We start from the raw sequence: 23,946 nt of genomic DNA, 5'->3' as shown, positions 1-23,946 counted from the left end.
TCAGCATCTTAGTAGCAACAAGCTGAAATAGATGAGGGATAAATGGATCACCGAGTTCTACTCCAACAATAGGGCACGTTTAATTAGAATCGGCGTTTCCTAATGACTGACAGGCGCTTTACTTCATTAAAGGTGTTGCCATGGCAGACTTTTTCTATCGATTTTAAAGGGCATAGTTGCATAAGGTGCTTTTTTCGATTAAAGGGATTAAATAATAGATAAGGAATAAAAACAAATTTTCTGCAGAGAATACTCCTATTAATTAAAAAGTAGGAGTGTATATATGGAACAAACACTTTATGAAAAAGTTGGCGGAGAAGAAGCGATTGCAAAAGTTGTGGACTATTTTTACTCTGAGTTGGTTCTTAAGGACGATACAGTTAATCATTTTTTTGAAAAAACGGATATGGAAAAACAACGCGGTCATCAGACAAAGTTTATAAGTTTTGCATTAGGTGGCCCAAAACAATATTCTGGACAATCCATGGCAAAAGCTCACCAAGGAATGGATCTGCAACCAGCCCATTTTAATGCTATTGTAAATCATCTTAGCGATGCACTTGCTCACTTTGGAGTGAATGAAGCTGACATAGATACAGCTTTAACTAAAGTTGCTTCACTAAGAGATGATATTTTGTATAAATAACTGATATTGAATTAACAGGTGCTTTACCAGGAGTTGCTTTGGCAGCTCCTTTTCTTATGGAACCCGTCTTTAACGACTAATTATGCAATCTTAAATAATTGATGTAAGATTGCATAAAATCATAAGTTTATTGAAGATTCTGTATATTGTAATTATTGGGAAAAAGACTTTGGTTCAAGCTCTAAATAATCATCCTTCACTTGGTATGATATTTGCATATAAGTTAATTAAGTACGATTAAGGGTGGAGTGATACATGGAGAATGCAAAATTAAGACGTTCGTTAACAGTATTTCCTTTAGTGCTATTTGGATTGGCTTATATGGCACCTACAACAGTTTTTTCTACTTATGGGGTTGTTGCGGAAATAACGAAAGGGATGGTACCTGCCGCTTATATTATAGCTTTAGTTGGTATGTTGTTTACAGCCTATAGTTATGGTCACATGGTTAAGGCCTATCCTGTTGCCGGTTCTGCATATACATTTACTCAAAAGGCTCTTAATCCTCATATTGGATTCTTAGTAGGCTGGGTTATACTATAAGACTATTTATTTTTGCCAATGATTAATGGATTACTAATCGCTATTTACTTAAACGCATATTTTCCATCCGTTCCTTTTTCCGTCTGGTTAATTGGTTTTGTAATTTTAATCACCACTGTAAATATAATCGGAGTGAAAATAGCAACAAAGATAAATCTTTTATTAGTTGCCTGTCAGTTCTTAATAATAGTTATATTTACATTCCTCTCAATTAAAGGGTTACTAAACGGAATGGGTTCAGGGACATTATTTATGGGTTCTCCATTTGTGAATGGAGATATACCACTATCCTTAGTATTAGCAGGATCTTCTATTTTATGTTTATCTTTTTTAGGATTTGATGCTGTCACTACATTTTCAGAGGAGACCATTAATCCTAAAAAAATAATACCAAAGGCTATTTTCCTCGTAGCATTAATAGGAGGAGGTCTGTTTATCGCCATCTCATACATCAGTCACCTTGTTTACCCAAATTTCCAAGCCTTTAAAGATCCAGATTCTGCTGCCTTAGAAATTGCTATATACATCGGGGGTAATTTATTTCAATCTATTTTTCTAGCAGGATACATTACAGGGGGGCTAGCATCTGGTTTATCAGCTCACGCAAGTGTATCGCGACTTTTGTATGCGATGGGAAGAGATGGAGTTCTTCCTAAGAAAATATTTGGTCATATTCATCCAAAATTTCAAACTCCAACACACAACATTATCTTAGTGGGAATTTTTGCTTTATCTGCTTTATTTGTTGATTTAGTGACAGCATCATCCTTTATTAACTTTGGAGCGCTCGTTGCATTTACATTTGTTAATCTTTCGGTTATTTCTCATTATTTTATTAGGGAGAAACAGCGAAACGGAATTAACAAACTAAAATACCTAATATTGCCTCTGATTGGAACCAGTTTCACAATTTGGTTATGGACTAGTCTTGATTCAAAGGCACTTTTACTCGGACTAGGATGGTTTGGAATAGGTTTCTTCATGCTCCTTTCCAATACGAAAATGTTTAGTGAACGACCACCAGAGCTTTCTATTGATAGTGCGAAGGAAAATGAAATTCAAGCATAAAAGCTAGATTTATCAAGGAGGACAAAAATGATAAAGGCAGACATCATTCTTTCTGGTCAACAAGTTTTTACTGGGCTACAAGATGAGCCAATAAAAGCAGCTATCGCTATTAAAGATAATAAAATTGTTGAGATCGGTCCTAAAGAAGAAATATATTCATACATTGGGGATCGAACTAAAGTGTATGACATGGAAGAGGGACTAATTATTCCGGGATTTCATGATTTTCATATGCACATAATGATGGGAAGCATTTTACAGAAGGATAGTGCCAAATTATTTGATGCTACTTCAGAAGAAGAGGTAGCTAAACTAGTAGGTGAATTTGCAGAAACAAGACCAAATGATGAGTGGATATTTGGTATTGGCTGGGATCATACCAATTGGAAAAAGAAAGTGCTACCACATAGGACAACATTAGATAAATATATTTTTGATCGTCCCGTTTTATTATTCAATGCAGAAGTGCATTACGCATGGATCAATAGTAAAGCAATAGAAATGATTCAATTAACGAAGGATACCCCAGACCCGGAATATGGAGAAATTGGAAAAGATGATAATGGGGAACTGACAGGCCTTCTATTTGAACAGGCAATTGGGTATGCATCGGAACATGCATATAAATTACCGAAAGAAAAACGTGTAAAACTATTCCAAGGTTTTCTCGATGAAACAAAAAGACTGGGAATCACATCCGTTAATGATTTATACGGAGCTAAAATAGCGCCAAACCCATTAGACGATCTTGAAATTTTTAAGGAATTTGATAGAGAAGGGTTACTTACAACTAGAATTCACTTTTCTCCGGAGTTAAAAATGGTGGATTTAGCTGTCGCAAAGGAATTACAAATAAATTATCAGTCAGACAAGCTTACCTTTTCTGGATTAAAACAATTTATAGATGGTGTTGTGACAAGTCATACCGCTTTTTTATTGGAGCCTTACAAAGACCGTCCTGAAACAAGAGGCGGGACCACTTATCCAGCTGAAACAATTAAACAATTAGTAAAAAAGGCAGATAAGGAAAAATTTCAAATTCGTTTCCATGCTATTGGTAACGGTGCTGTCCGCTTAGCATTGGATGCATTTGAAGAAGCAAGAAACGTAAATGGAGAAAGAGATGCCAGACATGTCATTGAACATGTGGAGGTATTGCATCCAAACGATGTCCATCGCTTTAAGGAATTAGGTGTAATCGCTTCCTTTCAACCCAAACATATTGAATTAATGGAAAGTGAGGCATATACAGCTAGAATTAGTGAAAAACAACAACCTCTCTATTATCCTATCAAAACAATAGAAGATACTGGTGCTAAAATTGCCTTTGGTACAGATTTTCCTGTAGTACCCCTAAATCCTATGATGGGTATTTATCAGGCAATCACCAGAAAAGATTTAACCGGGAATGCGTGGCAGGAGTCGGAAGGAGTTACTTTAGCACAAGCATTAAAATATTACACGGCTACACCAGCATTCGGGTCTTTTAGGGAAAAAGAATTAGGCACATTGGAAGCAGGAAAGATAGCGGATATCGCAGTATTAAATAAAAATTTATTTAGCATATCAACAGAGGAAATTCTTGAAACTGAAGTGAAGATGACGATTATGGATGGAAAGGTTGTATATGAAAACCAGGTCGTCCCAACTTTATAAGAAAAAATAAAAAAGTCAGGTAGTGAGAAAATGTCAAAAGTAAAAGTTGGTCTTATTCAAATTCATTGCGGAGAATTCATTGAGCAAAATATTCAAAAAACGATAGAGAAAATAAAAGAAACAGTAAATAAAGGTGCGCAAATCGTTTGCTTACAAGAATTATTTTCTTCGCAATATTTTCCACAAACGGTTAGTGTGGAAAATTATGATTTAGCTGAAGATGTAGATAGTGGTGCATTAGCCGAAATGGGTGAATTAGCAAAGGAATTAGGAATCGTCTTGATTGTTCCTTTTTACGAAAGAGCAGGTGCTGGTATTTATTTTAATAGTGCAGCTGTATTTGATGCAGATGGAGAATGTTTAGGGATTACAAGAAAAAATCATATTCCGGATGGTCCCCAGTATCATGAAAAATATTATTTCGTTCCAGGCAATACCGGGTATCCTGTCTATGAAACTGCTTATGGAAAAATAGGAGTCGGGATTTGTTGGGACGAGTGGTTTCCAGAAGTTGCCCGAATTTTGAGCTTACAAGGTGCAGAGTTATTATTCTATCCTTCTGCCATAGGTTCAGAGCCAGATCATCCTGAGATATCAACAAGACCATCCTGGGAAAAGGCAATTTCTGCTCATGGCATTTCTAATGGTGTATTCGTTGCTGCAACAAATCGAGTAGGCCAGGAAAAAGACATGAATTTTTACGGTGGTTCATTCATTAGCGATACATTAGGGAATATTTTAGCTTCACTTGATGATGAAGAAGGAATTATTGTACAAGAGATTGATTTAAAAGAAATAGAAAAGACTAGAAACATTCTACAATTCTTTAGAGACCGTCGTGTCGATACATACGACCCAATATTACAAAAGGAAATACTTCCAACCCCATCCCCTTCAAAAAAGGGAACAAACAAAGGATTATCGTGCAGTAACGAGAATCGACTGCAGTGGAAAAAAAGTAGTATGGCATCAACATGAACGGAACGCCCTTGCCGAAGCATTATAAGCTTATACTGGCGGCTTGGCCATTGGTACATTCGGGGAGCGTGAATTAAGGACATTGGAAGTAGGGAAGCTTGCTGATATCGTTGTCCTCGACCGTGACCTTCTTGCGGTTCCGCTTGAGGAGATACCTAGCATCTACGTTCCAAAACTCTATTCTTGAAGTATCCCAGATGTTGCAATCTATAATAGATCTTTATTACTCGGATTAATAGTGGAACGAACGATCCTGACTGTAATCAATCAAACAAGAAACTGCCGGAGAAGGAGGTGATCTTCTCTGGCAGTTTCTTTAACTTCCACGATATACTTGATAGCCCCATGGGGAAACGAGCAAGGGCACATGATAATGAGAGGATGGGGAAGATAGTCCGAATCGGACGGGAACCAGGTCCAAAAAGGGCGGATCAGGGAGTTCGATGGATTTATTCCGGAAGTAATCCCCGATATGAAAAACGATTTCGTAGTTTCCCGTTTTGGTGTTTTCTGCGTTCAGCAGCGGGACATCGAGCCTCCCGTCTGGATTTGTGACAGCTGACTGGAGCAGCTGCCAGCTAGCGGTGGATGATTCGGAAAAGTATAATTCAATCGTCACTTTTTCGGCTGGCTGGCCATGCATTAAATCCAATATATGTGTTGTTATACCAGGCATATATACTCCTTAACCGATGTTTTCTTCAGCGGCAGCCAGGATTTTGTTGTTTTCGAGATTTTCTTTTTTAACGGTGAAGACCTGAAAACCATATGGCGGGCGCGGCTCGGTATATATCTTTCCTTTAGAGTCCGGTATTTCGGAAACGACTGTATCCCATGTGTGGTTTTGGGATTCGAATGTAACTTCAAGAAGCTGAGGGAATCTAGTTAAAATGCGGCAGCCGATTTCATAAATCAGATTTTGGATCGAAGGAGTTTCCATTTCATGAAAAACGGATGTAGCAATATCGATTACCTGTTCGGCAGCTACGTATTTAGAGGGGGCCATGCCGAATGCATCCTTTTGATCCTCATAGACCCAATGGAGATTCAAATAGATGAAAAGCGGACGATTTCCATCTTCGGGAAGCGTCGTATACTCATCACGGACAAAACCGACAAAAGAGTTCCCGCTTACTTTGATTAATTGAAGGTCGAGGATGGAACTGCTTTGCTGAACGATCTCGTTGCCAGTTTCCCCACGGATGATTTCGACGGCAGCCTTGGCCCGTTCATTGCGGGACTTTTTGAATACAAGGTCACTCGGTTTCAATTGGGGATCCGTTGCTTCAGTCACTGCTTCGAAAGGGATATCTTCGGCAATCAACTTAACAGTATCGATTTGAGGATATTTGTTTAGGAAGGCTTCTGACACATATGAAGCAAATCCTTCTAATGTTGCGCCTTTGAATGTAGCTAAATGCCTTTGGATGAAGTTTTTCATCGAATCAGTCGCGACGACCATGGAATTGTCTCCTTCCGTGAATGAGGGAAGAAAAGAGGAGCCGCCAACGGAAACTTTTACATTCGTGCCAAAAATGATATGATCTCTTCCTGAAAAAGTGGATTCTGGAATTTGCTTGATTCCGGTTAAAGGATTCGAATAGGTCCTATAGGCAAAAACATTCCCTTTTCCATAACTAAGTGTTTGTGCGGCTGATTTATTTTTCATTAAATTCTCTCCTTCAATTTTAATTTTATCCTGTAAACGAAATAGGGCTATTTGATAAATTTCAGTTAAGGCCTTATCGAACTCGGCTGCTTCTGCATGGTGAATCCTTGTAAGCATCGATTGATATATGTCATTTTTATCTTTGCCTCGCACAGCCAGGATAAATGGAAAGTCAAACTTATCCATATATTTCTGGTTCAATGATATGAAATCTTCATATTCATCGGACGTAAGGTCCTTTAAACCGGCGCCATGCTGTTCCTTAATCGAATCATCACTCATTTCAACTTTGTCCCCAAGGTTCGGATGCTTCCTGATTAACGTTAACTTATCTTCCTTTGACGAATTTCCTACAATATCCACCATGCATCGATGCAGGTGGATTATTGAAGAAAAGGGCCTATTGCCTGCCGATTTTTCTGCAATCCAAGGTGAATGTTCGAAAGTATCCCCAAGGAACTTCGTAAATTCCTTTTCGCTTAGTGCATTTAATGAAGTAAGGGTAATCATCTCCAGTCTCCTTCTTATATACTTTTTGCCATTAGCTGATCTGAATCGGGGATGGTACTATCGGCGGCTTTTTTCTTGCGTGGAGTCAAGATCAAATTCAGGATGATGGCTGTCAGGCTTCCTGTGATGATTCCATCACCGACAACGATACGGATTGCTTCCGGCAGGCTCGAGAATAACTCGGGAACGACGGTGGCGCCCAGTCCGAGTGAGACTGAACAAGCAATGACCAATAAATTGGCATTATCCGAGAAATCGACGTCATTCAACATTTTAATCCCTGATGAAACGACCATTCCGAACATGACGACGGTAGCACCCCCGAGGACGGCAGTAGGAATCAGTGTAGCGAGAGCTGCGATTTTCGGTACCAGTCCAAGCCCGATTAAAATGAAGCCGGCTACAATGGTGATCGTTCTTTTTTTCACTCCGGATAATTGAACGAGACCTACATTCTGCGCGAATGTACTATAAGGGAAGGCATTGAAAATGCCACCTAAAGTGAATGCCAGGCCTTCTGCGCGGTAGCCTTTGACAATATCTTTTTCACTCAATTCCCTATCTGTTATTTTTCCGAGAGCAAGGAATGCGCCAGTGGATTCGATCAGGATGACTGTGCCAACCAACATCATCGTAAGAATGGGAGCTAGTTCAAAGGTGGGTGTACCAAAGTAGAAAGGAGCAGGGATATGGAACCAAGAAGCCTCGACAACGGTGGAAAAGTTCATTTTCCCAAAAAATGTTGAAGCAATCGTTCCTGCGATGATGCCAATCAGAACGGAAATGGCGCGTATGAATCCTGTGAAATAGCGATTGATTAACAGAATGACAGCGAGGACACCGAAAGAAAGCATTAAGTTTTCGGCTGAACCGAAGTCTTTGCTGCCAGAACCGCCAGCCATATTCTTTATGCCGGTGGGCACTAAGGATAATCCAATGATGATGACGACGGTACCGGTCACGACAGGCGGAAATAATTTAAGCAGTTTACCAAATATGTTGGAGAATAAAATGATGAATAACCCAGCGGCGATGATTGATCCATATATAGCGGAAATGCCATAATTGCTGCCAATGGATATCATCGGGGTGACTGCGACGAAAGAAGTTCCCAATACTATCGGGAGGCCAATGCCAAAATATTTATTTTTCCAGGATTGCAATAATGTAGCGATTCCGCAGGTTAATAGATCAATGGCAATAAGGTAGGCGAGCTGTTGAGAAGTGAACCTCAATGCTCCGCCGACGATGATCGGTACCAAGATGGCACCAGCATACATGGCAAGAACGTGCTGAAGACCTAACGAGAAGGCCTTGGACTTATTAATTCTTTCATTCATAAAAAATCTCCCTCCTCTAATTGGTTGTCATGTTATATCACGCGACTTTGTTATGATTAATACCATCATAATAAAAAATCAGAAAATTGTCATTAGTTAGATTAGACAATTTTTAGTTGTTGATATAGACAACTTGCATAAAGTGAAGGGAGGAGAGATTGGGTTTTATATATTAAGTAAGGATTTAATGCGAAGGGCAAGTCGTATCTGGAGTGTGGTCTCTGAATCTTTTAAGCTCTTGCCGAGCAGCTCTTCGCATTTCTCGAGTCTGTATACAACGGTGTTACGGTGAACGAATAATCTTTTGGCAGTTTCGGATATTTGGCAATGCGTTTCGAGATAGACTGATAATGTCTGTAGTAAGGATTGCTCCTCCTCGGTGGAAATCTTTGAAAATCCCTGTAATGCGAAAAGGTAAAAATTCATTAGGTCTTCTTCGGGGATGATTCTCAATAATTCCATAATATCCTTCGTCCGGAATATCTGGATGTATTCTGTCCTTTTCGAAAGACCTCCTTCCAGAAGGGAGTCGTTCGCCTCTTTGTAAGCGTTCTTGCTCTGTAAAAAATTCGGGCTCATATGGCTCACTCCGAAAGATATCGTGCAGTCGAAATGGCTGGCTGTTATCTTTTGCAATGATTTTAGCGAGGTTTCGACATATTGAAGAACATCGCGAGAGACTTCATTCACTTCGTATAAAAGAATGCATTTCTTACCTTTTGTAAAGAGATGAATGGGATTAGGTGAAAGGCGAAGCTCATCTTCCAAAAACTCGTATATCGAATCAGCCCTTCGTTGCAGCTGTGTGTAACTTTTGGCTGATTCGGATTCATCGATTTTTCCGACTGCGCATATATAGGCTTGTTCATTATGTAAGGAAAACTCTTTTGCTCGGTTTATGATTTCCTCTTGTGAAGAGAAACTCCCATCCAGGAAATGAAGGAAGAAATCATTTCGGATATTCCGATCATGCTGTTTAAGGGCGTGTTCTTTCATCAAGGCAAAAGAAATGACATTAGTTGCCTGCTCTATCGTCAGTGTTATCAGGTTATCGCTATTCTTGATTTCTCCTGATATCGTCAAATAGCCAAATTTTTCTTCATCCATATAGATGGGGAATACGGTATAGGTTTGTTTATTGGATAGAGATGAAAATGAAAAGAACGAAGCTAGGGTTTTATGAAATCGGTATCCTTCACTATTCATTTTTTTGATTATTGGAATAATTCCGGATGTTGAGATTGGATGGAGTATCGGTTTAAGGTACTGGTCAACTAATAAAATGGGGTATCCAATCATATTCGATAAATGATCAAGCAGTTTTTGAATCCCTTTACCCCGCATGATTAAGTTTGTGAATTGCTTATGTGTTTCCATGGCGAAAGTCAATTCAGCTGCCCGTTGATCCAAAATCCCCCGTAATGTATGGTTGATGATTTCCCCAAGTGACAATTCTGCCGGAAGATCAATGATTGGTAAGGATATTTCATTGGCTAGAACCAGTACTTCCTCGGGTATTTCTTTTAGGAATCTCTGTGTCTTTATCCCTAGGGCTGCGCAGCCTTGATTTGCCATCGCTTCGACAAGTGATGACAAAAGGTGTGGCTTGTCCTTTACGTGATAAGCTGTGGTTACAAGGAATTCATTTGGTTTTAAAAAGTTGATGATATCTGGAGCATCCATCATATTGACAGTCTGGACTTCGCGTTCGATCCCTGTTCCTCCGGCAATTAAATGCATGCCGGATAATGCGGGCAATGTTAAAAGTTCGGTTACCTTCATCTGAAACACCTCATTCTGGAAAATTAGATTATTGAAGTGATTTTATAAATAAAGCTCTATGTGAATCCAGGGAATTGATCGGTTTTAAATTAGTGCATGTAACTGATATTTATCTGAATCCCTCTGTTTGCTCACATGCTTTGTGGATTTTCATTATCATATCATACAATTCCTTTGGCATATCTTACAAATTTCATTGTTTGGTTTGTTGAGGTAGACAAAAAAGGGTTTGTGTGTAAGGTTTTGTAACATTGTTAGTGACATAATGACTGAATTTTGTTAATATTTATAAAAATTAACATGGGAATAAGGGAGACGATAAAATGAGTGAATGCACAGTTGCTTCAAGTAAGAAAAAAAGAGTCACGCCGTTTCCGAAAGAATGCACATTCAGCAAAGAGGACTGGGATGTATTATCGCAATATTGGTTTCCTGTGGCTGCAGTCGAGGAAGTGTCGGAAAAACCGATAGGCATTAAGCTTCTCGATGTGCACCTTGTCCTTTATCGGGCTAGTGGGAAGATTATCGTTGCGAGGGACCTTTGTCTGCATCGTGGTGTGCCATTAAGCATGGGGTGGGTGGAAGATGATAATATCGTATGCCCTTACCACGGTTTTAGATATGGACCTGAAGGTAATTGTACTGGGATTCCTGCACATCCCAATGCTAAAATATCCCCGCGCCTTTGCATTAATATTTATCCCACGGTGGAACGCTACGGTTTAGTTTGGACATCGATTTCGAGCGATAAAGTGGATATTCCGAAGTTACCGGCATGGGAAGATGATGAATATTTGAACATCCTGCCTCCATCCATTGACATTGCTGGTTCAGCCGGTCGGCAGATGGAAGGCTTTTTGGATGTGTCCCACTTTGCTTGGGTACATTCGGAAAGCTTCGCTGATCGTAACAATCCTATCGTTCCTAGTTATAAAGTTGAAAAAACGGAATATGGCCTGCACGTGGAATACTTAGGTTCCGTCAGTAATTATGGCAAAGACATGCAGCATTTAGAACCTGCCAACTTTGAATGGCTCCGTGTTTTTGATATCTATCCACCGCTGGCGGCCAGACTGACTGTCCACTTCCCGGAGGACGGAAAACTTCATATCCTGAACTGTGCCAGTCCAGTTTCTGCACGTAAGACAAGAATGTTTTCGCCGATGGCCCGTAACTTCGATTTAGATGCTCCGATAGAAGATACCTATGAATTCAATTTACAGATTTTCAATGAAGATAAGGAAATGGTTGAAAATCAAAAGCCGGAGGAGCTGCCTCTAGATTTACAAGCGGAAGGGCATATCGCCGCTGATAAGACGTCGATTGCGTATCGTCAGCTATTAAGGGAATTGGGCTTAGGTTCGAATTATACAAGTTGAGAGGAAGAGGGTGTCCATGTTTAGTGGGCACTCTCTTCTTTTACAGGCATTATTGGATTGGATTTCCATTGGTTATTTTGCACAAAAAAACACCGAAATACTAACAGAATTGCCAATGAAGTTATATGCGAAAAGAAGTAAAATAGTAGATAACATATATTTGTGAATATTCATAACATTAATGAATATTGAGAAGGGAAGCGAAGTGATGGCAATTCAAATCGAGAAATTCATAGATGAAAAGGATGATGTTGCTTCGATGATTGAATGGTTAGCATCTTTCGGGGCAACGGAGAGTAATGGGGTGACCCGTTTATTATATTCCGAGGAATGGATGAGCGCTCAGCATGCAATGAAAGCAAAGATGGAAAAAGAAAGCCTGATTACATATTTTGATAGTGTAGGCAACTTGTTTGGCAGGCTTGAGGGGACGGATTCCACCGGTGAAACCATTCTGACCGGCTCTCATATAGATACGGTCAAGGATGGGGGGAAATATGACGGTGCATATGGGGTCATCGCTAGTTTCCTGGCAGTTAAGAGGTTGTTTAAAGCCTATGGGCAGCCTCGGAAGACGATTGAAGTCGTTTCTTTTTGTGAGGAAGAAGGAAGCAGATTTCCCTTGACGTTTTGGGGATCGAGGAATATCAAAGGAGTCTATGGTCTTGAGAACGTAAAGCATTTAAAAGATACAGAGGGAATTTCTTTTTTGGAAGCCATGAAAAAATCAGGATTTGAACCTGAAGCCTATATGCCCCCCGTCCGCGATGATATTGACCGATTCGTTGAAATTCATATAGAACAGGGGATGGTGCTTGAAAAGAATGAGAATACGATCGGGGTCGTCAGCCATATTGTCGGGCAGCGCCGTTATACGGTGAAAATCATTGGTGAAAGCAATCATGCGGGGACCACTCCTATGTCTTACAGGAAGGATGCAGTCAGTGCAGCTGCGGAATTCATTTCTTTTTTAACGAAAAAAGCGAAGGGGATGGACTCGGATTTAGTTGCTACGGTTGGCAGAATGGATGTTGAACCTAATGTTCCGAATGTCATTGCTGGTGAAGTGGAATTCAGTCTCGATATCAGGCATCACGAGGAAGTGATTCTTGATAGGTTTTGTAAGGAAATCTTTGCGGCTTTCGATGCCTTGGCGAAAGAAGCGGATATGAAGATGGAGATTTCACAATGGATGGATGTCAAACCTGTTGCGATGGATCGGGAAATGAATCGCCTTGTCCGCAAAATTGCTGAAGATAAAAATATACCTTATCAGGATATGATCAGCGGAGCCGGGCATGATGCGCAAGTGTTTGGTTCATTTTGTCCGACGTGCCTGCTGTTCGTCCCAAGTAATGACGGAGTCAGCCATTCGCCTAAGGAGTTTACGAGTGTTCCGGATTTGGAAAGGGGAATCGATGTTTTAAGCGAAATACTATATAAATTAGCCTATTGAAGGAGTTGGGTAAAATGGCATATTCAGAATTGAATGCACCGATGAGAACGATCATGACGCCAGGTCCAGTCGAAGTGGACCCACGTGTTTTAAGAGCGATGAGCACACCGATATTAGGTCAATTCGATCCTGCATTCACTAATATCATGAATGAAGTGATGGAAATGTTGCGTTTGGTTTTTCAAACGAAAAATAAATGGGCGTTCCCGATAGATGGCACTTCAAGATCAGGAAATGAAGCGATTCTTTGCAGCATCATTGAGCCAGGAGATAAAGTTCTGGTTCCCATCTTCGGAAGATTCGGTCATTTATTGGTGGAAATTTGTGAGCGATACGGAGCTGAGGTTCATACGATCGAATGTCCTTGGGGAGAGGTGTTCGACCCGCAAGCAGTCATTGCGGAAATCAAGAAAGTCTCACCTAAAATAACGGCAATCGTCCATGGGGAAACTTCCACGGGCTGTATGCAGCCATTGAAGGAAATCGGGTTGGCCTGCCGTGAAATGGGTGTCCTGCTTGTGGTGGATGCGGTTGCGTCCATCGGGGGAACGGATGTAAAGGTGGATGAATGGTGCATTGATGGAATGATAGGCGGGACTCAAAAATGCTTGTCCGTTCCTTCGGGTATGGCGCCGATTACGTATAATGAGCGAATAGAAGAAATCATCCAGTCCCGCAAAAAGGTGGAACGTGGTATTGCAACAGATGAAGACAACCAAAAGATTTCAATCCGCCGTCCCATCACCAGTAATTATTTCGATTTAAGCATGCTGCAGGATTATTGGGGACCGCGCCGTTTGAATCACCACACAGAAGCGACTTCAATGATTTATGCGTTACGTGAAGGTTTGCGCCTGGTACTTGAGGAAGGTCTGGAAACCCGATTTGCCCGTCATGAACTCCACGAAGCTGCTCTCGTTGAAGGGGTCAAGGCGATGGGACTAACGTTATTCGGGGATGGGAAAAACAAACTTCCTTGTGTAACTTGTATCGAAATTCCACAAGGAATCGACGGGGAAGCCGTTCGAGCAATGCTGTTGAATGAATTCGGTATCGAGATTGCCTCCTCGTTTGGTCCGCTTCACGGAAAAATCTGGAGAATCGGCACAATGGGATTCAGTTGTAGGAAAGAAAACATCCTCTTTGTACTGGCCTCCTTGGAAGCTGTCCTTTTGCGCCAGGGGTTTCAAGTGAATCGGGGAGAGGCTTTGCAGGCTGCACTCGATGTGTATGTGGGAAAAACGGAGAAAGTGCCTGCATCCAGGGGATCTCTTTGATTCTATAAAAATATTTTGGAGGAGTGATCCGTATGTCAATATATGATCTTATTATCCGCAATGGGTATGTAGTTTTTCCAGATGAAGTGAAGAAAGCTGATCTTGCAATCCGAGATGGGGTGATTGTTAAGATTGGGGATCGTCTGGGTGGTAAAGCGGATGAAGAGTATGATGCGGATGGCCAACATATCTTTCCGGGTATGATTGATGTCCATGTACATTTTAGCGAACCTGGCCGCGCTCATTGGGAAGGCTTTGAAACAGGATCGCAAATGATGGCAGCGGGAGGCTGCACCACATATTTCGATATGCCATTGAATGGAATCCCTTCAACCATCGATCGAAAGGCTCTCCTTGAAAAGGGCAAGATCGGTGAAGGGAAATCAGTTATAGACTTTGGATTATGGGGAGGGCTGGTCCCGGGAAATATTGATGAATTAGAGGAGCTATCAAAATCCGGAGTCATCGGTTTTAAAGCTTTTCTCTCAGAGACGGGAAATGATGAGTTTGAGCGTGCGGATGATTTCACCCTTTTACATGGTATGAAGAAAATTGCAGAATTGGGCAAGGTCTTGGCCCTTCATGCGGAAAGTGATTCGATCACTCAATGGCTGAAGCAAGAAAAAGAGAAGGATGGACTATTCAGTGCGAATGATTATGCAGCCACAAGACCTGTGCAAGCAGAAGCGGAGGCTGTGGAACGTGCCATTGCATATTCCGAGTTAACAGGCTGTGCCCTGCACTTTGTTCATATTAGTAGTGGCTTGGCCATCGAAAAAATTGAATCAGCCAAACAAAAGGGACTGGATGTAACGGTTGAAACGTGTCCACATTATTTATTATTCAATCAGGGTGATTTAATAGAAAAAGGTGCGGTTGCAAAATGTGCTCCCCCACTAAGGGAAAGAGAAGAACAAGAAAGATTGATAGCCTGTTTAATGGAAGGGAAATTCGATATGATTTCTTCCGACCACTCACCATGTCCTTATGAGTTGAAAGACCCTGGCGTACATAATATTTTCGAAGCGTGGGGTGGAATAAGCGGGGGGCAATTTTCACTGATGTCGATGATAGAATTGGCTGTATTGCATGATATCCCACTTCACAAAGTAGCTGAGTGGACAGCTTCAGCCCCGGCAAATAGATTTGGTCTCTCTTCCAGAAAAGGACAAATTAAGGATGGAATGGATGCAGATCTTGCCATCATTTCCCTTGATGTTCCGCATGAGGCTTCGGAAACGAATTTTTTCGCGAAACATAAGCAAAGCCTTTATATGGGCCATTCCTTTCCTTGCCGAATCACCGCTACCTTTAATAGAGGGAAAATAGTTTATAAAAATAATGTCATAAGTGAAAGGGAGCGTGGGGAGTGGATAAAAGTGATAGATTCCAGTATTGCGGTCAATAACTAGGGAGAAGGCTTTGATTATCGGGTTGGGTCCATTATAAGGGGTGATTCCAAATCGGGAATCACCCCTTTGCCTGCTCTACATATTTATGAACAGTACTTCAGGAAAATTGTTTTCCTAATATTTTAATACGTTTTTAAAACGAGTGTTTGATAAAATGATATATCATTGTTAAAATTAATATAGTCTGAAAATTTAGTTAATGTTTTTTTTGTCTATTCGGCCATTTTGCTTAAATCAAAAAAACATTATTGACAACGTAGAAATGACGTATTAATCTTAAAATTAAGCATAACAATTATATAATATCCGTTTTGTTACCGTTATATATGGAGAATCGGATGGGACACGAGCAAAATTAAGGGGGGACTGAAACGATGTACAATCCGGAAGTTGAAACGGCTACGCGTGCTGAAATGGAAAGTTTACAGATGGCACGCCTCAAAAAAACGATAAGCCGTGTATATGAAAATGTACCTTATTACAGAAGGAAATTTGAAGAGATGGGCCTTGATCCAGGAGATATTCAAAATCTGAACGATGTGTCAAAGCTTCCTTTTACAAAAAAACAGACTCTTCGTGATCAGTATCCATTCGGTTTATTCGCCGTTCCAATGGAGGATGTAACACGCATTCATGGTTCATCCGGAACAAGCGGAAAGCCTACCATTGTCGGGTATACGAAAAACGATTTGGAAAACTGGGCAACGATCGTCGCACGTGGAATTGTAGCTGCAGGAGGCCGTAAGTCGGATATTTTCCATAATGCATATGGATATGGCCTGTTTACAGGCGGATTGGGTCTCCATTACGGAGCAGAAAAGCTAGGAGTTGCCACCGTACCCATTTCAGGTGGAAATACCGATCGCCAGATTACCATCATCAATGATTTTAAACCTCGCGGTATTTGCGGAACCCCTACTTATATTTTGAATATCGCTGAAAAGATGGAAGAGATGGGGATTGACCCTGCTGATAATGGGTTAGAGTATGGGATTTTTGGAGCTGAGCCGTGGTCTGAGGAAATGAGAGCTACACTTGAGAGAAAACTGAATTTGAAAGCAATCGATATTTACGGACTAAGTGAAATCATGGGTCCAGGAGTTGCGATAGAATGCCAGGAAGCGCAGGAAGGACTGCATATCGCAGAAGACCATTTCCTTGTTGAGGTCATTAATCCTGACACACTTGAGCCAGTTGAGGACGGCGAAGATGGGGAACTGGTCTTTACCAGCCTTACCAAGGAAGCGCTGCCAATCATTCGTTATCGTACTGGTGATATCGCATCCATTACCCATGAACCGTGTAAATGCGGACGGACCACAACAAGAATGTCCCGCGTTAAAGGCAGAACGGATGATATGATCATAATCAGGGGAGTGAATGTATTTCCTTCTGAAATTGAGCGTGTTTTATTCCAAATGGAGGGAATAGTGCCTCATTATCAGATTCATCTCGTTAAGAAGGGGAAAATGGACGGTGTTGAACTGCATATTGAAATTGAAAGCGGTTTCTATAAGGGGATTGAAGAAGACTTAACGCATGGAGATGTAGAGATATTAAAGAAAACGATCCAGCATCATATGAAATCCGCATGTCTTGTAACGATGGATATTGTTGTCAACATTCCAAAAAGCATTCCGCGTTCAGAAGGAAAAGCCATTCGTGTCGTTGATAAGCGGAAAGATGAAGTGACCAGTTGATAACTGGATGGAGATACGTTGGATGACCTGGATTCGTTCATGGAAAAGGATGTTCCTTGTTGGCGATTCTGCCGTTGACGAAGCTTTAATGCTCGAGCCTATCGTAAATTCGCGGTGAAAAACCTTATGAACTCTGACGGTCAAATAAAAAGTGCAGCCCCTTCATAGAATAGGTTTAATCAGAAGAGAAGAAAGAACCAATTTGAAATAGGGAAGGAGGCATCATGGTGATTAAAAATATCATAAAATCTCCTGTTAATTTCCTTTTATTTCAAAAAAAGACGGAATAGTCTTGCATTAAATATAACTGTAAAATATAATAACGTTATATAAACGTTATATAATAAAAAGAGAGGTGATTTGAATGAACGTTCAATTAAATGATATGGCTGAACAAGAAAAGCTAAATCAATTCATTGCCAGAATCGAAGCAGGAGAAAAGATAGAAGCCGATGATTGGATGCCGGACGATTACCGCGGCACTTTAATCAAGTTAATATCGATGCATGGCATCAGTGAAATCATGGGGGCGCTTCCCGAAAAAGAATGGGTGCCTAAAGCCCCGACCTTAAATAGAAAACTTGGAATCATGGCTAAGGTGCAGGATGAAATGGGACATGGACAATTATTGCTTCGAGTCGCCGAGGATTTGCTAAAGCCGTACAGCAAAAAACGGGATGACCTTATGCAAGATTTATTTAATGGAGATTTAAAGTTTCATAATGTCTTCCACATGGAAGCCAAATCATGGGGCGATGCAGGATTGATTGGCTGGCTTGTTGATGGGGCAGCCATCATCTCCCAGACGAACATGCTTGGGGCTTCATACGGACCTTATGCCCGAGCTTTACTGAGGATCTGCGCGGAAGAAGTTTTTCATGCACAGCATGGTGAAGCGATAATCATGGCTTTGGCTGAAGGAACGGAAGAACAAAGGAAATTGGTTCAAGACTCCATCAATTATTGGTGGGAATCTTTATTACTCTTTTTTGGACCTCCCAGTAAGAATGAAGTGGGCTCATCCAAACAGGATATAACGATTAAGTACAGAATCAGAGCCAGTACGAATGAAGAGCTTCGCCAAGCCTTTTTTTCTAAATATGTGAAGCGGATCCTTTCACTCGGCTTTACCATTCCTGATGAAACACTTAGGTTTGATAAAGATTCTGAAACCTGGATTTACAAACAACCTGATTGGGGGAAATTGAAGGTGTTCGCAAGGAATGAAGGGCCCCTTTCTCAGGATCGTTTACGTCTTCGAAGAACTTCTTATGAAAATAATAAATGGGTACGTGAGGCGTTAGCGCCAAAGGTCATCTAAGGTAGGGGGAAGGATGATATGGAAACTAGACAAAAAACTTACTTTGAAGAATTTGAAGTATTTAGCCGTAAAACGCAATCTTCACCCGTTCAATACCATTTTAGCCTGCTGGCTCCCAATGAGGATATCGCCATCATGATGGCGCAAGAAAATTTCATGAGACGTGAAGCAGTTGATGATATCTGGGTAGTGAAAAGACAGAATATACGGAAAATGACGATTGAGGAAAAGAAAACGCTTCAACGTATTGATAATAAAGATTACAGGACCACAAAAGGGTATGGGTATTTAAAGAAAAAGTGGCGGAAGTATGAGCAGGGAATGCTCGATGAAAAAGAGATAATGTCTTGGGGTGGAGGCGTGAAGAATGAGGAATGAATCATTGGAGAACATCGCTATCAAAGAATTGCTGCTTCAACTGGCGGACGATGATTTCATCCATTCATACCGAGGTTCGGAATGGCTTGGACTCGCACCGCATATTGAAGAAGATGTTGCATCGGCTTCGATATCTCAAGACACGATGGGGCATGCGACCATATATTATAAATTACTGGATGAACTAGGTGAAGGGGACGCAGATAAGCTGGCTCACGACCGTCCCGCCAAGGAACGGCGTAATGCGATCATTCTCGAATTGGTCAATGGTCCTGGATACTATATGAAAGACCCGGATTATGATTGGGCGTTTGCGGTAGTGCGGAATTATTTTTATACCCAAGCCAAAGCGATTAAGATTCAATCCCTTCAATCAAGTTCATATGAACCGCTTGCTGAAGTGGCACAAAAGGTACAGATGGAACTTTATTATCATTTGATGCACTGGAAAACATGGTTCGTCCAATTGCTGGGTTCTGGTCACGAAGAGGCGGTTTCGAGAATGAATGCAGCGATTGAGAAAACGATGCCGGATTTTGCTGGAGTATTTTCACTTGGACAATATGGAGAAGAGATGGTCGAGCTTGGCTTGATAGAAAGCGAAGCTGCCTTACAGAAGAAATGGATCGAGGCTGTCACCCCAATTTTTGAAAGTGTGGGCTTGGCAACGACTCTTGAAATAGGAATGGCCCAAGGTGATGGACGTAGTGGCCAGCATACGGAAGATTTGGAAAAGGCGATAGAAACGTTAAGTGAAGTGTACGCAACCGATAAATCAGCTTCATGGTGAACCAATAGAAAAAGGGGAGGGGTATCATGTCGACCGTACTGTTAACCGCAGAAGAAATATATAAACTCCTGGAAGACGTTAAAGATCCCGAAATCGATACAGTAAGTATTCTGGATTTAGGGATGGTTGAAGACGTGACGGTTTCGGGCCGGGACGTTTCGGTGAAAATGCTGCCAACTTTTCTAGGGTGCCCGGCATTGTCAATCATTCAAAAAAATGTGGAAACAACCATTAAACAGCTGCCTGCCGTAAAAAAAGTAAGCGTGGAATTTTTACGATCCCCTTCCTGGACATCTGATCGAATCACGGAAAAGGGGAAAGCTGGATTGAAGGTTTTCGGGATCTCCCCTCCTCCTCGACAAATGAAAAAAGATGGATCATGGCATGTGGATTGCCCGTATTGTGAATCTACTTATGTCACGATGGAAAATATATTCGGTCCAACGGCCTGCCGCAGCATTTTATATTGTAAAGCATGTAAAAATCCGTTCGAAGCGATGAAACCGATGATAAAAATGATCTAATAAAATGGAGGTTTTCTAAAATGGTAAAGTTAATCGCCCTATATAAACAACCTGAAAACAAGGAAGAATTCGATGAGCATTATTTCAATGTACATGGTCCGATAACGGAAAAAATTCCAGGTCTTCAAAAAATGGAGGTCACTAAAATAGTAGGCACCCCAATGGGCAAAGACTCTGAGTATTACATTCTATGTGAAATGTATTATGAAGACCACGATGCATTGCAACAAGGAATGCGTTCCCCGGAAGGAAAAGCATCAGGGAAAGACCTAATGGGCTTTGCCGGGAAACTCGTAACGATGATGATTGGGGAAGAAATAAAATGAATGCGCTTCAATTCATTGAAACGTCAATCGGGGATGGCATTGGTTATATCTTTTTAAATCGGCCGAAGCAGCTGAATGCCATTAACAGGAAAATGGTCAGGGAAATAGTTTCAACCATGGAAGAATTCGACCGGGACCCACAAGTGAAGGTGATCTTGCTAACGGGCAATGGAAAGGCATTTTCCGCTGGAGCTGATATTGACGAGATGATGGACGACAATCCAATCAGTCTGGAGTTAACCAACCAATTTGCCGATTGGGACCGAATGAGCCTAGTCAAGAAGCCTGTGATCGGTGCTGTGAAAAGTTTTGTATTCGGTGGTGGTTTTGAACTTGCCTTATCCTGCGATTTCCTGATTGCCGCCAGCGATACCCAGTTTTCCTTTCCGGAAGTGACACTGGGAGTCATGCCTGGTGCAGGAGGAACACAAAGGTTGACAAAATTGGTGGGGAAGACGAAGGCACTCGAATGGATATTGACGGCTGAAAGGATAAATGCAAAGACAGCTCTGCAATATGGTTTCATTAATAAGATCGTTGCCCCTGAATTGCTAATGGAAGAAACGGTCGATTTCGCTAGAAAGATAGCAAACCAACCCCCGTTAGCTGTAAGGCTGATTAAAGAATCCGTCAATAAAGCCGTTGATTACCCCTTATATGAGGGAATGCAATTCGAACGGAAGAACTTCTATATTCTTTTTGCATCAGAGGACCAAAAAGAAGGCATGAAAGCATTTGTTGAAAAAAGGGAGCCTAATTTTACAGGCGGATAAGGGGTGCTCTATGTACGAAACGATCAAATATAGGGTTGAAAGCGGAGTGGCTTGGCTTACTTTGAACCGTCCTGATAAACTTAATGCTTTTACGTCCCAAATGAATAAGGAAATACAGAAAGCGATCAAGATATCTGCGGGGTCCGATGAAGTGCGGGTCATTATCATTACAGGGGAAGGCAGGGCCTTTTGTTCAGGGCAAGATTTATCGGATGTTGATGGAAGCATGAATTTAGGCCAGGTGCTGCGCGATCACTACGGTCCGATGATGCAGCAAATAGCAAGCTGTGAAAAACCGATCATTGCAGCAGTCAATGGAGTGGCTGCAGGGGCTGGCTTCAGCCTTGCTCTTGCATGCGATTTCCGGCTTGTTTCTGAAAAAGCCAGTTTTTTAAATGCCTTTGTCAATATCGGATTGATTCCTGATTCAGGGAATCTATATTACCTTTCACGGATTGTTGGGCATGCGAAAGCCTTGGAAATATCCTTATTGGGGGAAAAGATCCCTGCTAGCGAGGCGAAAAATATCGGGCTCGCTACAAAAGTGATCGGTGTGGAAGAATGGAACGAGCAATTGAAAGCCTTTGCGGCGAATATTGCAAACAAACCAACGAAAGCGATCGGCTTAATCAAAAGATACTTAGAGGCATCCTACCACCTTTCATTGGAAGAATACTTAAAAGAAGAAGCGGAGGGTCAGCGAATTGCTGGCTTAACGATGGATTATGCTGAAGGTGTGGCAGCATTCACTGAAAAAAGGAAAGCTAAATTCATAGGCAAGTAATATAGAAAAGGGAGTGGGATTACATGGTTGGAGTTCAAGCGGCAGCATTTGAAAAAGCGGAAATGAAGCGTGATTATTATCATCTGATCATTAATGGCGAAAGAGTGGAAAGCTCTAATGGATCCACGATTGATGCGTACAACCCTGCGACTGGTGAAATCATTGCCAAAGTTGCAAAGGCGACTAAGGAAGATGCAGAAAGAGCTGTTCAAGCTGCACGTGAAGCATTTGATAATGGGAAATGGAAGAAAACTCCGATTAATAAACGGTCTCGAGTTTTGAACAAAATTGCAGCAATCATGCGTTCACGCTTTAATGAATTGGTTGAATTGGAGGTTCTGAACAGCGGAAAATCCATTTCTGCAGCGCAAGGCCAAGTCATGCAGGCAATAGAAGATTTCGAGTTTTATGCAGGCGCTATAGTCGGACACCGCGGAACTGTCAATAATGTACCTGGTCAATTCCATAACTACACGGAAAAAGAGCCAGTAGGTGTTTGTGCTCAAATCATTCCTTGGAATTATCCTATGATGATGGCAGCATGGAAAATTGCACCTGCGATCGCAGTTGGCTGTTCAGTCATTGTTAAGCCAGCTTCGTTAACGCCGCTGACTGCAATTGTATTAGGGGAAATCTGTTTAGAAGCTGGTGTTCCTCCAGGAGTTGTCAATATCATTCCAGGTCCTGGATCGGACGTAGGGAATTACCTTGTCGAGCATCCGAAAGTGAATAAGGTGGCCTTTACAGGTTCTACGCCAATCGGCAGGGATCTTATGGGCAAAGCTTCACAGACATTAAAAAGGGTGACATTGGAGCTTGGCGGAAAATCCCCTAATATTGTCTTTGAAGATGCGGACCTTGAAGCAGCTATCGATGGATCATTATATGGAATTTTCTACAATACTGGGCAATCTTGCGAAGCTAGGTCCCGTTTATATGTTCACGAAGACATATATGATGAGTTCGTTGCCAGATTCGTAGAAAAAACGAAAAATTTGAAATTGGGCAATCCACTCGACAAAGAAACGCATGTCGGTGCAGTCATAGATCAAGGGCAATTGGATGTCATCGACAATTATGTACAATCTGCCATTGCTGATGGAGCGGAAATCCTGACAGGAGGAAAGCCAGCGGTTATAGAAAGTTTCGAGAACGGATATTGGTATGAGCCGACGGTCATAGTGAATGTCAATCATGAAATGAAAGTAGTGAAAGAGGAAATATTCGGACCGGTCGTTGTCATTATGAAATTCAAAGATGAAAAAGAAGCCGTGCGACTCGCGAATGATACGGAATTCGGTTTGGGTTCAGCTCTTTGGACAAAGGATGGCGGCCGTGCGACTCGAGTGGCCAATCAAATTGAAGCGGGAATCGTCATGGTGAATTGCCCATTCTCCGCATTTCCTGGAACACCTTTCGGAGGCTATAAACAGTCAGGATTCGGCCGGGAACTTTGTATTGAGACACTTGATCTATATACAGAAACGAAAAGCATCATTTCCTATCATGGAAGCCGTCCCTTAAATCCCTTTGGAATTTAATAAAAACATAAAATAGGCGGCTGGCTGAACGGTATGTCGGAGAAGTAATTCAGATATGGATGAATGCTGATCTGATTCATCGTAGCCAGCCCT

General features: G+C 41.5%; 21 protein-coding genes and 1 pseudogene. 18 read left to right on the top strand and 4 right to left on the bottom strand.

The genetic code is table 11. The annotated features are described in order from the left end of the window. The first annotated feature begins 283 nt into the window (after positions 1 to 283). The 5 genes and pseudogenes from QUF86_RS00465 (at position 284) to QUF86_RS00445 (ending at position 5,078) form a co-directional block, all read left to right on the top strand. On the top strand, positions 284 to 646 hold the full coding sequence (locus tag QUF86_RS00465) for a group I truncated hemoglobin (protein ID WP_289317682.1): 363 nt from the start codon (positions 284 to 286) through the stop codon (positions 644 to 646). A 255-nt stretch (positions 647 to 901) separates the two neighbouring features. Next, positions 902 to 2,257 (top strand): annotated as a pseudogene (locus QUF86_RS00460) (APC family permease). 27 nt (positions 2,258 to 2,284) lie between these two features. Further along, on the top strand, positions 2,285 to 3,913 hold the full coding sequence (locus tag QUF86_RS00455; protein ID WP_289333283.1) for an amidohydrolase: 1,629 nt from the start codon (positions 2,285 to 2,287) through the stop codon (positions 3,911 to 3,913). Between the two features lie 30 nt (positions 3,914 to 3,943). Further along, positions 3,944 to 4,891: a carbon-nitrogen hydrolase gene (locus tag QUF86_RS00450; protein ID WP_289333282.1), complete on the top strand. Its 948-nt coding sequence runs from the start codon at positions 3,944 to 3,946 to the stop codon at positions 4,889 to 4,891. A 43-nt stretch (positions 4,892 to 4,934) separates the two neighbouring features. Further along, positions 4,935 to 5,078 (top strand): hypothetical protein, encoded by a 144-nt coding sequence (locus QUF86_RS00445; RefSeq protein WP_289333281.1) that lies wholly within the window; start codon positions 4,935 to 4,937, stop codon positions 5,076 to 5,078. Between the two features lie 129 nt (positions 5,079 to 5,207). Here the strand turns inward: QUF86_RS00445 and uraH are convergent, their stop codons facing one another. The 4 genes from uraH to QUF86_RS00425 form a co-directional block, all read right to left on the bottom strand. Then, positions 5,208 to 5,567 (bottom strand): hydroxyisourate hydrolase, encoded by a 360-nt coding sequence (gene uraH, locus QUF86_RS00440; RefSeq protein WP_289317678.1) that lies wholly within the window; start codon positions 5,565 to 5,567, stop codon positions 5,208 to 5,210. 9 nt (positions 5,568 to 5,576) lie between these two features. Beyond that, positions 5,577 to 7,070 (bottom strand): factor-independent urate hydroxylase, encoded by a 1,494-nt coding sequence (gene pucL / locus QUF86_RS00435; RefSeq protein WP_289333280.1) that lies wholly within the window; start codon positions 7,068 to 7,070, stop codon positions 5,577 to 5,579. A 14-nt stretch (positions 7,071 to 7,084) separates the two neighbouring features. After that, the gene (locus QUF86_RS00430) at positions 7,085 to 8,410 is read right to left on the bottom strand and encodes a nucleobase:cation symporter-2 family protein (protein ID WP_289333279.1); all 1,326 of its coding nucleotides are present in this window, start codon (positions 8,408 to 8,410) and stop codon (positions 7,085 to 7,087) included. Between the two features lie 165 nt (positions 8,411 to 8,575). Further along, complete coding sequence (locus QUF86_RS00425; RefSeq protein ID WP_289333278.1) at positions 8,576 to 10,192, bottom strand: PucR family transcriptional regulator; 1,617 nt, start codon at positions 10,190 to 10,192, stop codon at positions 8,576 to 8,578. Positions 10,193 to 10,515: 323 nt separating this feature from the next. Here QUF86_RS00425 and QUF86_RS00420 point away from each other — a divergent pair, with 323 nt between their 5' ends. The 13 genes from QUF86_RS00420 (at position 10,516) to QUF86_RS00360 (ending at position 23,853) form a co-directional block, all read left to right on the top strand. Then, on the top strand, positions 10,516 to 11,571 hold the full coding sequence (locus QUF86_RS00420; protein WP_289333277.1) for a Rieske 2Fe-2S domain-containing protein: 1,056 nt from the start codon (positions 10,516 to 10,518) through the stop codon (positions 11,569 to 11,571). A gap of 208 nt (positions 11,572 to 11,779) precedes the next feature. Further along, positions 11,780 to 13,027, top strand: a complete 1,248-nt coding sequence (allC, locus tag QUF86_RS00415; RefSeq protein ID WP_289333276.1) for an allantoate deiminase — start codon at positions 11,780 to 11,782, stop codon at positions 13,025 to 13,027. Positions 13,028 to 13,041: 14 nt separating this feature from the next. Further along, positions 13,042 to 14,304 (top strand): pyridoxal-phosphate-dependent aminotransferase family protein, encoded by a 1,263-nt coding sequence (locus tag QUF86_RS00410; RefSeq protein ID WP_289333275.1) that lies wholly within the window; start codon positions 13,042 to 13,044, stop codon positions 14,302 to 14,304. Positions 14,305 to 14,336: 32 nt separating this feature from the next. Continuing rightward, positions 14,337 to 15,716, top strand: coding sequence for an allantoinase (locus QUF86_RS00405; RefSeq protein ID WP_289333274.1), 1,380 nt, complete (start codon positions 14,337 to 14,339; stop codon positions 15,714 to 15,716). A gap of 374 nt (positions 15,717 to 16,090) precedes the next feature. After that, positions 16,091 to 17,416 carry a phenylacetate--CoA ligase family protein gene (locus QUF86_RS00400; RefSeq protein ID WP_289317671.1) on the top strand — a complete coding sequence of 442 codons (1,326 nt, stop codon included), beginning with the start codon at positions 16,091 to 16,093 and terminating at the stop codon, positions 17,414 to 17,416. A gap of 364 nt (positions 17,417 to 17,780) precedes the next feature. After that, the gene (paaA, locus tag QUF86_RS00395) at positions 17,781 to 18,737 is read left to right on the top strand and encodes a 1,2-phenylacetyl-CoA epoxidase subunit PaaA (protein WP_289333273.1); all 957 of its coding nucleotides are present in this window, start codon (positions 17,781 to 17,783) and stop codon (positions 18,735 to 18,737) included. Between the two features lie 18 nt (positions 18,738 to 18,755). After that, complete coding sequence (paaB, locus tag QUF86_RS00390) at positions 18,756 to 19,115, top strand: 1,2-phenylacetyl-CoA epoxidase subunit PaaB (protein WP_289317669.1); 360 nt, start codon at positions 18,756 to 18,758, stop codon at positions 19,113 to 19,115. Further along, positions 19,105 to 19,905: a 1,2-phenylacetyl-CoA epoxidase subunit PaaC gene (gene paaC / locus QUF86_RS00385; RefSeq protein WP_289333272.1), complete on the top strand. Its 801-nt coding sequence runs from the start codon at positions 19,105 to 19,107 to the stop codon at positions 19,903 to 19,905. Before paaB ends, paaC begins: the two co-directional genes overlap by 11 nt. Before the next feature lie 26 nt (positions 19,906 to 19,931). Next, positions 19,932 to 20,429 (top strand): 1,2-phenylacetyl-CoA epoxidase subunit PaaD, encoded by a 498-nt coding sequence (gene paaD, locus QUF86_RS00380; RefSeq protein ID WP_289333271.1) that lies wholly within the window; start codon positions 19,932 to 19,934, stop codon positions 20,427 to 20,429. Between the two features lie 20 nt (positions 20,430 to 20,449). Then, positions 20,450 to 20,755: an EthD family reductase gene (locus QUF86_RS00375; RefSeq protein ID WP_034314904.1), complete on the top strand. Its 306-nt coding sequence runs from the start codon at positions 20,450 to 20,452 to the stop codon at positions 20,753 to 20,755. Then, positions 20,752 to 21,528, top strand: a complete 777-nt coding sequence (locus QUF86_RS00370) for an enoyl-CoA hydratase/isomerase family protein (protein ID WP_289333270.1) — start codon at positions 20,752 to 20,754, stop codon at positions 21,526 to 21,528. Before QUF86_RS00375 ends, QUF86_RS00370 begins: the two co-directional genes overlap by 4 nt. Positions 21,529 to 21,538: 10 nt before the next feature. Then, on the top strand, positions 21,539 to 22,312 hold the full coding sequence (locus QUF86_RS00365) for an enoyl-CoA hydratase-related protein (protein WP_289317665.1): 774 nt from the start codon (positions 21,539 to 21,541) through the stop codon (positions 22,310 to 22,312). A 23-nt stretch (positions 22,313 to 22,335) separates the two neighbouring features. After that, the gene (locus QUF86_RS00360) at positions 22,336 to 23,853 is read left to right on the top strand and encodes an aldehyde dehydrogenase family protein (RefSeq protein ID WP_289333269.1); all 1,518 of its coding nucleotides are present in this window, start codon (positions 22,336 to 22,338) and stop codon (positions 23,851 to 23,853) included. Positions 23,854 to 23,946 lie beyond the last annotated feature (93 nt).

It is taken from the genome of Peribacillus sp. NJ11 (genome assembly GCF_030348405.1).
Taxonomy (GTDB): Bacteria; Bacillota; Bacilli; order Bacillales; family DSM-1321; genus Peribacillus.
Note: the sequence above shows the minus strand (reverse complement) of the source record. Positions and strands in the feature narration are given on the sequence as shown.